The sequence below is a fragment of the Stenotrophomonas sp. 85239_Sma genome, assembly GCF_056481725.1.
This window is the reverse complement of the sequence record NZ_CM151163.1, coordinates 2,375,785-2,390,559: the sequence shown is the minus strand read 5'-3', so window position 1 is coordinate 2,390,559 and position 14,775 is coordinate 2,375,785. Positions and strand designations below refer to the sequence as shown.

General features: G+C 67.1%; 10 protein-coding genes. 3 read left to right on the top strand and 7 right to left on the bottom strand.

The annotated features are described in order from the left end of the window. Positions 1-2: 2 nt before the first annotated feature. Positions 3-698: an HAD family hydrolase gene (locus ACYKG1_RS11255; RefSeq protein ID WP_262082522.1), complete on the bottom strand. Its 696-nt coding sequence runs from the start codon at positions 696-698 to the stop codon at positions 3-5. Positions 699-1,055: 357 nt separating this feature from the next. On the opposite strand from ACYKG1_RS11255, the gene ACYKG1_RS11250 reads away from it, so the two are divergent. Next, positions 1,056-1,745 (top strand): hypothetical protein, encoded by a 690-nt coding sequence (locus tag ACYKG1_RS11250; protein ID WP_478472742.1) that lies wholly within the window; start codon positions 1,056-1,058, stop codon positions 1,743-1,745. A gap of 18 nt (positions 1,746-1,763) precedes the next feature. Here ACYKG1_RS11250 and ACYKG1_RS11245 read toward each other — a convergent pair whose 3' ends face one another. Further along, positions 1,764-2,504: a DNA/RNA non-specific endonuclease gene (locus tag ACYKG1_RS11245; RefSeq protein ID WP_478470469.1), complete on the bottom strand. Its 741-nt coding sequence runs from the start codon at positions 2,502-2,504 to the stop codon at positions 1,764-1,766. Between the two features lie 309 nt (positions 2,505-2,813). Further along, the gene (locus ACYKG1_RS11240) at positions 2,814-3,827 is read right to left on the bottom strand and encodes a hypothetical protein (RefSeq protein ID WP_478470468.1); all 1,014 of its coding nucleotides are present in this window, start codon (positions 3,825-3,827) and stop codon (positions 2,814-2,816) included. 160 nt (positions 3,828-3,987) lie between these two features. On the opposite strand from ACYKG1_RS11240, the gene ACYKG1_RS11235 reads away from it, so the two are divergent. Beyond that, entirely contained in the window at positions 3,988-5,562 is a 1,575-nt protein-coding gene (locus tag ACYKG1_RS11235) for a S15 peptidase family protein (protein ID WP_478470466.1), read from the top strand. Positions 5,563-5,770: 208 nt separating this feature from the next. Here the strand turns inward: ACYKG1_RS11235 and ACYKG1_RS11230 are convergent, their stop codons facing one another. The 3 genes from ACYKG1_RS11230 to ACYKG1_RS11220 form a co-directional block, all read right to left on the bottom strand. Further along, the gene (locus tag ACYKG1_RS11230) at positions 5,771-7,618 is read right to left on the bottom strand and encodes a hypothetical protein (protein ID WP_478470465.1); all 1,848 of its coding nucleotides are present in this window, start codon (positions 7,616-7,618) and stop codon (positions 5,771-5,773) included. A 49-nt stretch (positions 7,619-7,667) separates the two neighbouring features. After that, complete coding sequence (locus ACYKG1_RS11225; protein WP_478470464.1) at positions 7,668-8,669, bottom strand: NUDIX domain-containing protein; 1,002 nt, start codon at positions 8,667-8,669, stop codon at positions 7,668-7,670. A 290-nt stretch (positions 8,670-8,959) separates the two neighbouring features. After that, complete coding sequence (locus tag ACYKG1_RS11220) at positions 8,960-10,600, bottom strand: fatty acid--CoA ligase (protein WP_478470463.1); 1,641 nt, start codon at positions 10,598-10,600, stop codon at positions 8,960-8,962. Positions 10,601-10,727: 127 nt separating this feature from the next. On the opposite strand from ACYKG1_RS11220, the gene ACYKG1_RS11215 reads away from it, so the two are divergent. Further along, positions 10,728-11,402, top strand: a complete 675-nt coding sequence (locus tag ACYKG1_RS11215) for a response regulator transcription factor (protein ID WP_478470461.1) — start codon at positions 10,728-10,730, stop codon at positions 11,400-11,402. 4 nt (positions 11,403-11,406) lie between these two features. Here ACYKG1_RS11215 and ACYKG1_RS11210 read toward each other — a convergent pair whose 3' ends face one another. After that, complete coding sequence (locus tag ACYKG1_RS11210) at positions 11,407-14,742, bottom strand: hybrid sensor histidine kinase/response regulator (protein ID WP_478470459.1); 3,336 nt, start codon at positions 14,740-14,742, stop codon at positions 11,407-11,409. Between the last annotated feature and the right edge of the window lie 33 nt (positions 14,743-14,775).

Below are 14,775 nucleotides of genomic sequence, written 5' to 3'. Positions count from 1 at the left end.
CGTCAGGCGACCGCGCTGGCCGCGTAGGCAGCAAGCAGTGCCGGCAGCTGGTCCATGCGCTGGAAGATGACCTTCGCACCGGCAGCGCGCAGGGCCTCCGGCGTGCTGTGGTGCGGGCCGCCCTCGCTGAAACCAAATACGGTCGCACCCGCCGCGACGCCGGCGGTCGCGCCGGTCACGGTGTCTTCGATCACCGCACAGCGGGCCGGGTCCACACCCAGCGCAGCAGCGGCGGCCAAGTACACGTCCGGGTGGGGTTTTGTGCGCGGCATGTCCTGGCCACTGAAAACGTGGTTGCCGAAGGCATCGAGGATGCCGACCTTGCCCAGCTGCAGTTTCACCTTGAACAGGTCGGCACCGGACGCGCAGGCAATGCGGCCACCGGTCGCCGCGGCGATCGCACGCACGGCCTCGGGTGCCCCCTGGATCGCCTCAAGGTCCTGTTCCAGCGCACGGTTCCGCTGCTGGCGGAATGCTTCCAGCCATTCCTCGGTGAACGGCTTGCCGGTGCGCTCTGCGATCAGCCCGGCCAGATGGGCCACGGATTGGCCGAGAAAGACTTCGCCCGCCTGCGCCGGGGTCAGCGGCCAGCCGCGTGCGGTCAGCATTTCCGAGAGCACACGGGCCACCAGCGGCTCGGAATCGACCAGCACGCCGTCGCAGTCGAACAGCACGGCATCGAAGGGGAAGCGGGACATCTACTACTCCGGGAACAGCCAAAGGGGCAACGTGCCCGCCATTTTCCCATAGCGGGACGGGCAGGGCACGCTGGCCACAGGAACGCTAGACTGCCGGGCCACCCCGCCCAGCGCCTGCACGGGAACACGCCTTGAACCGATTGCGATCATTCTTCAGTGCGTACCCCATCCAGTTCGCGATGGCCGCCAAGCTTTACGTGCTCTGCCTGTATCTGCCTGTATCTGCCCGTTGCCCACCGCCTGGTCAAGTCCGGGCACCGCCTGGGGCCGCCCGAGGCCTCAGGAGAAATCGGCTACGCGCTGGCGGAGCTCGGCTTCAGGCTGAGTCTCTTCGCCGGAGCGGCGGTACTGGTGTCGATGCTGCTGTTCGGGCGTCGGGGTGCGCTGCAGATCCGGCACCCGCTGATTGCTTCGATCGCCTTTTTCGGGTTGCTGATCATGCTGGATCGCGCGATGCGCATTCCACTGGCGCAGGCGCCGTTTGCCGTCCACAGCGCCGCCGCCATCAGTCTGGGCCTGCTTGCGCATGCACTGCTCCTCACGCTGCTGGCATTGGTGCCAGCGCTGCTGATGCAGCGACGCGCACGTGCCGAGGGCAGGCACCATCACCTCATCAGTGCCAGCATGGCCGGCGCCCTGACGCTGATGGCTGGCAGCTCCGTGGTCCCCATTTTGGTGTTGCAGCTGCCTGTGGGATTCTCGCCAGGTGAGTTCATCATGCCCGTTGCCGGCGGCGCCGCGCAGCTGCAGTTTGCGAGCCTGATCCTGCTGGTGGCCTGCGCGCTGGCCACGTTTGCCGGCCTATGGGCCAGCGCGCCGTCGCCGGAACCCGCATCGACGGCGCGCACGATGGTGGTATCGCTGATCCTGCTTGCCACGACGCTGCTGATCATCCTGGCCAGCATGGCGTACCTGCTGCGAACGCTGTCCGCTGGGGCGCCGACGATAGGGCGCGGGCTTGTCGTTGCCACCGTCGTCGGCGCCGCAGTGCAGTTCCTGTTTGCCAAAGTGCCGGCGTCACGATGGCTGCGCGTACCGGCATCGTGACGTTCCTCTGCCCGCCGGTCAGCCCAGGTCACACCCGGCCGGCTGCGGCCAGGTGGTGGCTGGCAGCATGTTCTTCAGCGAGACCGGTGCGTTGATCGCCACATAGCTGGCGCCCAGCAGTTCCTCCAGATCGGCAATCGTCACCAGGTAGTTGTCCAGGCTGCCCAGGTTGGCCTCGTTGGGAATGATCCAGCTGATCGCCTTGGCGGTTCCGGTGTTCGGATCACGGGTGATGATCGTCTTCCAGAAGAACTCCGGCGTCGGAATGCCATGGCTGGCCAGGAAGTAATCGTTGGCGGCATCGCCGTAGACCACGCCGCCGTAGACATCCACCGGTGCGATGTCGCGGTAGCACTCGGCCACGTTCTCGGCCTTCACCCAGATGCCCTGGTTGAAGCCGGATACCTGCGGCACGATGTTGGTCATGTAGTTGGCGCGGCGGATGTAGGTGGCGTTGTAGTCCATGTGGTTGGACGTGACCAGATGGCCACGGTCATAACCGGACTTGATGCTGGCGTAGGACGCGGTGCTGGCCTGGCCGAGGCAACCGGCCGGCAGGTCCGGGTCCTTGTAGAAGCTGGACGGGCGCGCGGCGGAACCGGTATCGGCGGTGAGCGTGTACTCGTAGCGGGTGGCACTGTGGATGCTGCAGTCGTAGGTGAGCACGAAGCCGCCCTTGTTGAGGGTGACCACCTGGGCCTGGGCGGCGCCGGCGAAGGCACTGAGGACGAACGCGAAGAACAAGCTTGCAAGGCGCATTTCTATTCTCCAGCAGAGGATTCGGGACGCAGCCGTCCGTCACGACCTGGCCGGGGCGAGGACATGCGGGGGATGCTGCGGAGACGGGTGCTGCGGGTTGCGGTGGGACCTGGCCGCGCTGTTGGGCCATCAGCCACGCGGTGGCGTAAGCGTCACAAGCTGTCGCCTTGTGGTCAATGACGAAAGGACGAAGCTGTGACCCTGCGCAAGCACTGGTGATATGTCAGATCACACGGCGCGTGGATGACACGCGCGCGTGCTAGGCACCTGGCAGTGCCACCTGCGTGCCTGAACCTGCGGTGGCGGGCACTACAAGGAAGCTTCCTGCTCTTCGTCCGGCGCCAGGCAGGCGGCCTTGCTTTGCTCGCTGGAATCGGCAATGACCGCTTCGCCGAAACCACTGCGGCTCAACCACAGGCGATTCCACCGGTCCAGGGCGTCGCCGTCGCGCGCCCAGCAGGCGAAGCGGGTAATGGTCTCCAGGTTGTCGATGGTCGGGTAACGCTGCGCGATTTCGTCCAGGCCCTGGCGCATCAGCGGCCAATCGGGCGTCGCCGCGCGGAAGTGATCGGCCGAGTACGCGGTGGCCGACCAGTACAGTCGTGCATAGCGCATGGCCCGCTTTTTCTTCGGGGCACTGGCCATCGAGTGCCGCGCGAAGGCTTCCATCTTCTGTGCGCTGCCACCCCAGGCCGGCGTGAAGTGCTGCATGGCAATGAAGTGCAGTGGCTCGTAGTCGGGGAAGGCCTTGGCGGCACGGTCGACAAGCTTCAGTAATTCTTCGTCATCCGCGCTTTCGCGCTGCGCGATGAGGACGGTCATCTCGTGCCAGAACGGGTCGCCGCCGGCAATGCCCTCATGCGATTGCAGGTAGGCCTGCGAAACCGCGTTGTACTCATGGAACTGGGCCCAGTCTTCGGCCTTGACGGTATTGGAGTATCCGTTGCCGCGGTAGCTCCAGGCCAGGTTGAGCGGAATCCGTGCAGTCATCAGATGGGCCGCCGGCGACTTCGGCGCGTGCTGGACCCAGCGCGCCGCCCACGCCGACCAGTGGTTCCAGGCCTCCACCTCCTGCCGCGCCGTGCCGATCGCACGCGACATGCAGAGGTAGAAACGGCCCAGCCGGGATTCGCCTGCGGCGTTGAGCTCGCCCGTGCGGAAGCGCGCGGCCATCGCGTCCAGGGCCGCAAAGTCGTCGTTGGACATCAACTGCGCGATTTCGCTGCAGTCATCCGTGACGTCGGCGTCCTGGGCCGCCATGACGGAAGGGGCGAACAGACTGGCCACGCTGAAGAGCGTGCCGACGAAGAGCGTCCTGCGCATCGGGGGGCATCCTTGCATTGATGGGAGCCTGCGGAGGGCCCGCAGCGCCGGGAAGCATAGCAAGGTGCGATTTGCGCCATGCTGCGTCGCAAGGTGCCAGCTACCATTCGCACTGGTACGGTCCGACCCGTTGCACCATCACCGACGGGGAGAGACAACGATGCGCAAGGTTCTGCTGCTGTTGATCCTGCTGACCGGGCTGGCGCCCACCGCCTGGGCGGCTACGGTCAAGACCACCCATCGCACCATCCCCGGTTGGGATGGAACGCCCCTGGGGGCTTTCGTCATCGAACCCCAGGACGCCGGCAGTGGCCGCTACCCGCTGCTGGTGATGCCCAGCAGCTGGGCGGTGCCCAGCGTGGAATACGTGGGGGTGGCACAGTCGCTGGCGCAGCGCGGCTATGTGGTGATCAGCTACAGCTCGCGCGGCTTCTGGGAGTCGGGCGGCAGTATCGACATTGCCGGGCCCGCCACGGTCGAGGATGTCAGCGCGCTGATCGACTGGGCGCTGGACAATACCCGCGCCGACCCGGCAAGGATCGGTGTCTCGGGCATCTCCTACGGTGCCGGTACCAGCCTGCTGGCGGCGGCACGCGACCCACGCATCAAGGCCGTTGCCGCACTGAGCGGTTGGGCCGACCTGCAGGCGTCGCTGTACAGCCATGACACGCCCAGCGCCCAGGGCATCGCCCTGCTGGTGGCTGCGGGCCTGGCCACCGGCCGCCCCGGCGCGGAGCTGGCCACCATCAACCGCAATGTGCTGGCCGGCAATTACCAGGGGGCGGTGGACTCGCTGCTGCCGGTAGCGGCACAGCGCAGCCCAGCCAGCAGCCTGGACGAGATCAATGCCAACCAGCCGGCGGTGTTCCTCGCCAACGCCTTCAACGACAGCCTGTTCCCGCCGGGCCAGCTGGTCGACTTCTTCAACCGCCTGAAGGGGCCCAAGCAGCTGCAGCTGCGCCATGGCGACCACGCCCTCAACGAAGCCTTCGGCGCGCTCGGCATTCCCAACGAGGTCTATGCCGCCGTGGGCAACTGGTTCGACCACTACCTGAAGGGCGTGGCCAATGGCATCGACCGCCAGGCGTCGGTGCAGCTGAAGTCGCAGAAGGGCAGCTGGAGCCGCTACCCGGACTGGCAGGCCACCAATGCGGGCGCCGTCAGCTACGGGCTGACCGCGCCGACCGGGTTGTTGCTGCCTACCGGCGGGCTGGCGGAGAACGGTGGCCGCACCGGCTGGGACTACCGCATCGGCAGCGGGCTGCTGACTGCCGCCAACTCCGGCGTGGCGATGGCGTCCGGCGCGCTGCAGATGTTCAACCTGCCGCCGGGCGCCTATGTGCCGTTCGTTGGCCGCGCCGCTGCAGGTGTCTGGCAGGGCCCGGTCTACTGGAGCGCACGCCGCCTGGATGGCGCACCGGAAGTGCGGATGACGGTGACGCCCAGCCGGGCCAACACCACGCTGTATGCGTACCTGTATGCCGAAGACGTGCTGGGCAACGGCCAGCTGATCAGCCACAAGCCGTACACGCTGCGCGGAGCCACGCCCGGCCAGCCAAAAACAATCGATCTTCGGTTGGAAGCCAGCAGCTGGAACCTTCCAGCCGGCAGCCGCCTGACCCTGGTGGTCGATACCGTGGACCTGCGCTATGCGGGCATCAGCCAGCTGGGCGGTGCGGTGACCTTCAGCTCACCGGCCAACGCGCCTTCGGTGCTGAAGGTGCCGCTGCATTGATGGGGCGCCGCGCCCGTTGCGGCGGGCGTGGCGCAGGGTGACAGCACGTTGCGGGACTGGGGAGCGATCCAGAACGGGAAGGGATCCATCACCCATGCACGGTCCCGTGCGCCCCAGGTCGACAGCAGGGATGGCCGCTGTGGCGCGAGCCGGCTGATGCGCCGGCCAGGCCGGTGCGTCTACCTGCTCCGGTGGTTCCAGATCGCATTCACATGCCCTGCGGCAGCAGGGCGCTGATCATCTCGTGCTGCCTGGACAGGTTCGCCCGTTGCACGAAACCCTGGATGATCGAGGCCGCCACCTTGCGCTGGTTGTCCATGTCCAGCAACGGTGCGATGGCCTGCCCGGAACCCTCGGGGCTGTCACGGAACGGGCAACCGACCGGGCCTGCAGTGGTGAATGTCAGGATCGCCACGGCCACGCGCGCCGCCGGCGAGTGCGGCGCATCGAAGATCACCAGCGTTCGCTCATAGCTGATACCCGTCGAACGCACGGTTGAGTGCAGGGAATCCTCGATGGTCATGTTCGCGCCGAGGTCCCGGGCAAGTGCAATGAAGCAGTTGGCCGCCGTCGCCTTGCGCAACGTTGCAGGGTCGGTGCGGATGATCATCGCGCAGTCGACGCCGGAGATCGGCACCTGGGTGACATCCAGGTACGGGTTCTGTGCCAGTGTCCCGACCAACGCGAGATCGTCGCTGTAGCCGCAGGATGCGGTAGATGTACCCAGGCGTTGCAGCAGCGTTGCGATCCGCTGCGCACCCCACTGCCGCCCAAGCTGCAGACGATGCGTGTGGGTGGCCGACAGGGCGCCGTGATCGAATCCCGAGGATGACGCCTGCATGCGCGCCTTGACCACCCGCATGCAGGTATCGACCTGCTGCATGCAGTCCGTGTCATCGGCGAACACCGGGGCCGCCGAGATGCCATCGATCACCCGGCCGAACGTCGCCAGGTCGCCCTGCTGGTCGCGGTACCAGTCGTAAATGCGCTTCACGTTGCGGCGGCGCTTGTCCAGCTTGTCCGCACCCGGCCAGCCGGGATAGGCAGCGATCTCGCACAGCATGGTCAGGCCTTCCCACAGGTGGTACTCCATGCTGGGCAGCGGCAGCCGCCAGCGCTCCTCCGCGCCGGCATCCTCGGCAATCACCAGATGGTTGCGGATGATGTCCGACCACACTGTCACGGCCTCCACGGTATCGCGGCGCGGCGTGGTCACATCGATCAGTTCCATCAGGATCGGCCGCGGCGTCACCGGGTCATCACCGGCAGGCGCCTTCGGATCCTTCACCCAGCGCGCGTGCCAGGTGTAGCCCATGCGGTACAGCACGAAGGGTTTGATGCCGTCGTTGAGGATGATGCCGGGTGGCGGTGGAGGGGTAGGCGGCGGCTGCACGGGCTGCGGCGTCGGCGGCTGCGGCAGCACCGACGGGTTCGTCACCGGCGCCGACGTGCCAATGCCCTCCAGCGGCTTGCTGGTGAACAGATGCAGGCCCGCACGGTCACGCTCGTACACCTTCCGGAACGTCTGCGGATTGTCACATGTCACCAGGCACTGCTGGCCGGGTGGCACGTGGATGTCCACCGTTGAAAGGTCCACGACCTGGCCAGCCAGGGGGCTCTGGGCGGGCGCGCACACGCTGATCTCCAGCGCGATGTTGAGGCCGGCACGGAGCATCACCTCGATCACGATGTCTTCGACACCGCCGTGCAGGGCGTCCTGTGCCGGGATCGGGATCCAGGGGTTGATCACCACCTGCGTATCCCAGTCGGACCTGCCGAAATCGAACAGCGTCGGCGGCGGGTCGGCCGGGCGTTCCAGCAGCGCGTCCAGTGCGTTGCCGCCCTTGACGTAGAAGAACATCAATGGCTCACCGGGCTTCAGGCTGTAGTCCCGCCGCACCTTGCTGGACAGGCTGCGCAGCTGGTCCTTGATGTCCGACAGTGCCTTGACCACGACCGAGCGGACGTCGGGATACAGCTGGGCGTTGTTGATCTGCGCGGTGAGCTGCTTGCTGATGTGGCGCCGGGCCTCGCGCTCGGGCGTGCTCTCTTTCATGGTGGGCCTCGCGGGGGGGCAGGGGATCACACGGGTGCGCGCTGGACGCTCAGGCGGGTGACAGCAGAGCGGCGATCTCCCGGTACCAGCTGATCTCCTGGCTACCTGGCCGGGCGCTGGCCAGGGCCTCGTCAACCTCCAGTGTTCCTTCGCCTGGAACCTCCACCCTTACCCCCAGGACATTACGCAGATTGGCCACCGGCACCCGTCCGACGCTCGCCACCTCCCAGTCGGTCACCAGGCAGGACTGGGGGCGCGCAGGGCTGCTGGCACTGGCCTGGACATTGTTCTCGGCCTCCTGCGCCATCCGCAGAAGCTCCTCGGCCGTTGTGCGGAAGCGAACCAGGGAGAAGCTGCCTCCCCCATCCGGAAACAGTCGAGCACGCAGATCGCATGCGGCGCGTCCCTGCCCAAGCCAGATGCCAAGCTCCTCTTCGAACTCGCGGCGCGCGGCGCGCTCCTTGCGTTCGTTGTTTAACCGCCCACCGCCGGGCAGGGCCCATTGGCCCGCCTGGTTCACCAGCGCCGGGGGCAGGCCATCCGACCACGCACCGACTTCCGCCACCAGGCGTTGTGCGAGCATCAACGCAGCGGCCCAGTTCGGAGTGCCCCGGGTGGACGGCGGCAATGCGATGGCGAGCTCCCGCAAGGTTGCACGCGCAGCACTGAACGGGGGAGGGGTTCTTGCGTCCTCGCGGAACAGGCTCTGCAGAGCGGCCAGCGTCTCCATGGCGACGTCATCGGTTTGCGGATGCGTGCGTTCGGCGCTTTCAAGCGCTCGGTCCAGTGCGTCCATCGTGCGGGGCAGCGTGCGTTCGCCGCGGTAGGCGACTGACCCCGCGGCGCGCCAGGCGCCGGAAAGCAGCTTCCTCAGCAGATCCCAATCCTGCTCTGTGCCACCGCCGGACGCGTTGCGGATGGCCAGCACAGCGGCCAACGCTTCGGCAGAAAGTACGACAACGGAATTGCTGCCCCACCAGCTGTTGAGCACACGTTTACGGACGACCAGATAGTGAGCTCCATCCCAGACTGCGACGTAGACCTGGCTCATGGTGCAACCCCCCGTTCAACCTGCGTGGAGGGGGCTGGGCGCATTGCCGCTGTGCCAGCGGTAGTCCGGGAAAGGCATGCCATGTCTCGCTCCTGTGGGCTCGAAAGAGTGGGGGGGCTTGGTCGCGTTGCCATCGGGTTGCAGGCAGTGCGGCACCGTGGATCCACTGTAGGAGCGGGGGGCGAGGGAAGATCGGCGCCAGCGACGATCTATGCGGTGGAACCGACGGAACAGGAGAGCAGGGCCGTTGATTCCCCCGCATTGGCGCGAAGCCCGTGGCCGCGCAGGCGTCAGCGGCTGCCGGCGCCCATCTCCGGGTCGTGCAGGCCGCGCAGTTTCTTCTTGTTGATCTTGCCAACGCTGGTGCGCTCGATCGCATCGACGAACCGAACGCGGTCCGGGATGGCGTAGCGCGAGATATCCCCCGATCGGCTGCGCGCTGCGACCAGCGCGATGATCTCGTCTTCGGTCACGTCACTGCCAGGCTGCCTGACTACCAGCGGCAACGGCCGCTCTCCCCATTTCGCATCGGCGATGCCGATCACCGCGACTTCGTTCACAGCAGGATGCAGGGCGATGATGTCTTCCAGCGCAAGCGAGGAGATCCACTCGCCACCGGTCTTGATCACGTCCTTGATGCGGTCGGTCACCCGCAGATACCCATTCGCATCGATGTTGCCGATGTCCCCGGTGTGCAGGTAGCCACCTGCCCACAACGCCGCCGATGCATCCGGATCATGCAGGTAGCCCTGGGTGAGCCAGGGCGCGCGCACCACCACCTCGCCGGTAGCCACCCCGTCGTGGGCGACATCCCTCATCTCCGGGTCGACGATGCGCAGGTCCACCAGCGGCACCGGAATGCCCGCCTTGGTCCGCAGTGACAGCGCCTCGTCCGACCCGGCCAATGCATCGGCATCAATCTGTGCCAGGGTGAGCAGCGGGCAGGTTTCGGACATGCCGTAGCCACCGAAGATATCGATGCCACGTGCAAGTGCCCGCTGCGCCAGCGCTCGTGGCAGGGCCGCACCGCCGATGATCACTTTCCAGTTGCGCAGGTCGGTCTGTGCGGCGTCGGGGTGGTCGAGCAGCATGTGCAGGATGGTCGGCACGCAGTGCGAGAAAGTCACCTTTTCGCGGGCGATCAGCGCCAGCAGGTTTCCCGGCAGGTAGCGGCCCGGATAGACCTGCTTGATGCCGAGTAGCGTCGCCACGTAGGGGACGCCCCAGGCGTGCACATGGAACATGGGCGTGATGGGCATGTAGACGTCGCCGCGGTGCAGCCGCCCTTGGCTCGATGCGCTGCCCAGGGCGGCCATCGCCGCCAGGGAATGCAGCACCAGCTGCCGATGGCTGAAGTACACCCCTTTGGGCAGGCCGGTGGTGCCGGTCGTATAGAACACCGTGGCGCGGGTGTTCTCGTCGAAGTCCGGGAAGTGCTCGATGGGCGTGGCCGTGCGCAGCCCGGTTTCATATTCCGTCACGAAGCCCGATGGCAGTGGTCCTTCCGCGTCGTCCAGCAGTACCCGGGCGTGCAGGTCTGGCAGTTGTGCCGCCAGGCCCTCCAGCAGCGGCAGGAACTCGCGGTTGACCAGGATCACCCGCGCGCCGCTGTGGTTCAACGTGTAGGCAATCTGTTCCGGCGCCAGACGGATGTTCACCATCATCAACACCGCACCGATCATCGGCACGGCGAAGTAGGCTTCCAGGTAGCGGTTGCTGTCCCAGTCCATCACCGCCACGGTGTCGCCCTGCCGAACCCCAAGCGATGCCAGCAGTCCGGCCAGCTGGCCGATGCGTGCCTGCAGCGTGCGGTAGTCGAAGCGGACCTTGTCGCCGTAGACGATCTCCTGCCCTGGATGTGTCGCCAGCGGCGTGAGCAGCAACTGCTTGATCAGCAGCGGGCAGGTATCGGCGGCAGGGGGGAATGACATGGGGGTTCCTTGTGGGCGGCGTAACGATCGCCGGTCGTCACTGCCCACACTAGCCATCCTCGCGGACCACGCCAGCGTACCTAGGTCCCCTGTCCTTGCCGGTGCGATTTGCTAATCTCGCCTCGACATGCCAAGCCTGCTTATCGCCGATGACCATCCCCTGTTCCGTGCGGCGCTGCATCGCGCGGCCGAGGAGGCCGTCGCCGACCTTCAGATCTGCGAGGCCGATTCGCTGGACAGCGTGCTGGAAACGATCGAGCGCCAGCCGGTCGACCTGATGCTGCTGGACCTGCACATGCCAGGCAATCACGGGCTTGCCGGATTGGCGACCCTGCGCGCATTGCAGCCGGGCCTGGCGATCATCATCGTCTCGGCCAATGAAGAGCCGCAGGTGATCCGCCGTGCCATCGACCTGGGCGCCGCCGGCTATCTGCCGAAGAGTTCGGGGTTGAGCGAGCTGCAGTCCGCGCTGCATTCCGTGCTGGAGGGCGAGCGCTGGATTCCGGCACTGCTGCGCGAGCCCGTGGCGAGGGCTGCGCCTTTCAGCAGGGATGCGGATCTCGCCGCGCGCCTGGCCAGCCTGTCGGCGCATCAGTACAAGGTACTGAGCCTGGTGGCCGAAGGCCTGCTCAACAAGCAGATCGCGGACCGTCTGGGCGTGCAGCTGCGCACGGTCAAAGCGCATATGACGCGCATCATGGAACGGTTGGGGGTGCGCAATCGAGCGCAGGCCATCCGCGTACTGCACGAGATGGGGTTGGCCGATCCATCCCGGCAGCTCGAAGCCCCCCGGGACGCCTGAAACTTCAGGTTGCGGCCGCACCCTGCGTAGCCAACAGATGGTTGATCGCCCAACGCAGTGCCAGCGGCTTGAACGGCTTGTTCAGCAGCGAAAGCCCGGCTTCACGTACCGCTTCGCGGGTATCGCTGCCAATGTCGGCGCTGAGGATCACCGTGGGTCGCGCACCATGCACGGCGCTCAGCCGCTTCCATGCCGCCACGCCCGTATCACCTCCATCGAGGTGATAGTCGAACAGCCACAGTGCCGCCTCACCCGCTGCCGGCCCGATCGATGCGGCATCACCCACTGCGGTGATATCGCAGCCCCAGGACGCCAGCAGTTGCTGCATCGCCGCCCGCGCCTCCAGGTCGTTGTCGACGACCAGCACGTGGATGCCTTTCAGCGTGCTGCTACCTGCAACCGTCGGCAGAGCGCACGGTGCGGCTGGCTGAGCAGCCCGTGGTACCCGGATGGAGAATGCCGAGCCGCGCCCGGGCATGCTCCGCAGCTGCAGTGGCGCGTCCAGCAGGCTGGCGACGCGGTGCGCAATGGCCAGCCCCAGGCCCAGCCCCTGGCCATTGCTGCGGTCGCCGCGATGGAATTCCTCGAACACGATTGCCTGCTGCTCCGGCGCGATGCCAGGGCCGCTGTCATGCACGCCGATCGCCAGTGAGGTGCCTTGGCGGCGCACGCCCAGCAGTACGCCTCCACGACGGGTGTAGCGGATGGCGTTGGCCAGGAAGTTCTGCAGCACCCGGCGCAGCAGCAGCGGGTCGCTGTGCACCCAGGCGCGGGTCGGCACATAGCCGAACTGCAGGCCACGTGCCGCCGCCAGCACGGCGAATTCCTGCGCAAGCGGGTCCAGTACGGTGGACAGCGCGAACGGGCGCGGGTCGGCCACCCAGCCGCCAGCGTCCAGCCGCGACATGTCGAGCAGGCCCGACAGCAGGTCATCGGTGGAATCCAGCGCGCCGCGGATCTGGCGCAGGAAGCTCGCCAGGAACTCGGACTCGATGTGCTGGGACATCGCATCGGCCAGCAGCTGGGCCGCATGCAGCGGCTGGATCAGGTCGTGGCCGACCGCAGTCAGGAACCGCGTCTTGGCCACGTTGGCGCGCTCGGCGTCGTGCACCGCCTGTTCCAACCGGGCCGTGCGGTCCTGTACGCGGCGCTCCAGCGTTTCATTGCTGCGCCTGAGGGCAACTTCCGCGCGGCGGAACGCGGTGACATCGGTGAACGTGGCCACATAGCCGCCGCCTGGCATCGGGTTGCCGCGGATTTCCACGATGGTGTCGTCAGGGAAGATCCGCTCGGACAGGTGCGGCGTGCCGCGCCGCATGTGGGCGACGCGGCGCTGCAGCGCTTTTTCGGGCGAGTCGCCAACGGCAGCGCCGATACCCAGCTGGCCCAGGGCCCACGCAGTAAGATTGACCACCGGTTGCCCCACCTGCAGCAGCTCCGGCGGGAACTTGAACAAGGCCGCATAGCGGCTGTTCCAGGCCACCAGCTGCAATTGCGCATCCACCACGCTGATGCCCTGGCTCATGTTCTCCAGCGCGGCTTCGAGCAGGCGCTGGTTGAAGCGCAGCACCTGGGTGGCTTCACCGACCGCGCGGGTGACCGCCTCCAATGGCGCGGCGCCACCCTCGCGCGCGGCCTCCACCAGCAGCCGGGCCATGCCTGCGCCGACCACCGCCGTCAGCTCGCGTTCCACGGCGATGACCCGATCGTCATCCAGCATGTTTCCTGCATGCCCGTCGAGCAGCTGTCGGGCCCTTTCCTGGCCGAGGAAACGGCCGGCGGTCTTGCGCAGCGATGCCGTGGCCACCGCATCGCGCTGGCGTGGCAGCGACGGGCGCACCGCGCGCGACACCAGCACCACGGCAACCAGGTTCGCCGCCAGGCTGGCGCCCATGCTGATGGCGATATGCCCCGGTTGCAGGCGCAGCGACAGCAGGGACAGCCAGTGCAGCCCGTCGGGACGGAGCGACGGCGTTGCAGGGGGCACGATCATGGGCAGCAACACCAGCCACAGCCAGACCAGCGAGCCGACCACGATGCCGGCAATGATCGCCGGCGAGGGTGTGCGTGGCCGGTACACCGCCAGCAGCACGGCCGGCGCCAGCTGCGAGAGGGCGGTGAAGGACATCAGGCCGAAATCGCTGAGCGCCTCGGTATCGCTCATCGCCCTGCTGTACAGCCACGCCATCAGGAACACGGCGAGGATGCCGGCGCGGCGCAGGGCCAGCACGCGCGGGCGCAGGTCGCCGGCGGCAGGGCTGCCATCGATGCCACCCAGCAGTCGCGAGCCCACGCCGTGGTTGCCGAGCATGATGGACAGTGTCAGCCCGGACAGGATCATCATGCCGGTGGCCGCGCTCAGGCTGCCCAGGTACGCCACCAGCGCCAGCAGGTGGTGGCCGCCGACCTGCGGCAGGGCCAGCACATACAGATCCGGCGACACCGATGCCGGCAACTGGGCGGCACCGTACAGCGCCATCGGTACCGACGGCAGGCCGATCAACAGCAGGTACACCGGGAACAGCCAGCGTGCTGTCTTCAGGTCGGAGGGTTCGCGCAGCTCGACCACGCCCACGTGGAACTGGTGGGGCAGGGTAAAGGCGGAGATCGCGCCCAGCGCCACCATCGTCAGGTAGTCCGGAATGACCGCGGGCGGCGGCAGGTGGGCCATCTTTTCCAGCAGGGGCGTGCCGGCGCGGTGCACCGCCAGCCCGGCATACAGGCCGATCGCCAGCAGTGCCACCAGCTTCAGTACCGATTCCAGGCCCAGTGCCACCACGATGCCGCGGTTGTGTTCGGTCGCCGAGGCCTTGCGTGCACCGAACAGCAGGGTGAACGCCGCCATCGTCAGCGCGAACCAGAACGACATGTCCAGTTGCCAGCCGGCAGGTGCGAAGCGATCGCCCAGCAGGGCGCCCAGGCCCTGGCTGACCGCTTTGAGCTGCAGCGCGATGTAGGGAATGATGCCGAACAGCGCGACCAGGGTGATGGTGATGCCCAGGCCCTGGTCTGCGTGCAGCCGCGCGACCACCAGGTCGGCGATGGTGGCGCTGTTGTGCTGCTTGGCCAACCGCGCCAGCCGCGCCAGGAACGGAAGGCCGAAGGCAAAGATCAGTGCCATGCCGACCAGCGTCGGCGGAATCGGGAAGCCCCATTGCACGCCCTGCGAGGCCGCCCCGTAGTACGTCCAGGCCGTGCAGTGCACGGCCAGCGACAGCGCATAGATGACCGGCCAGATCCGTGCCAGGCGATGCCCCCGGCGCTCGCCCCACAGGGCCACGCCAAACAGCAGGACGGTCCACGCGATGCAGGCGAACAGGACGATGGAGGGCGTCAACATCGCTCCAGTGTAGAGAGAAGCGGGGCAGGGCGG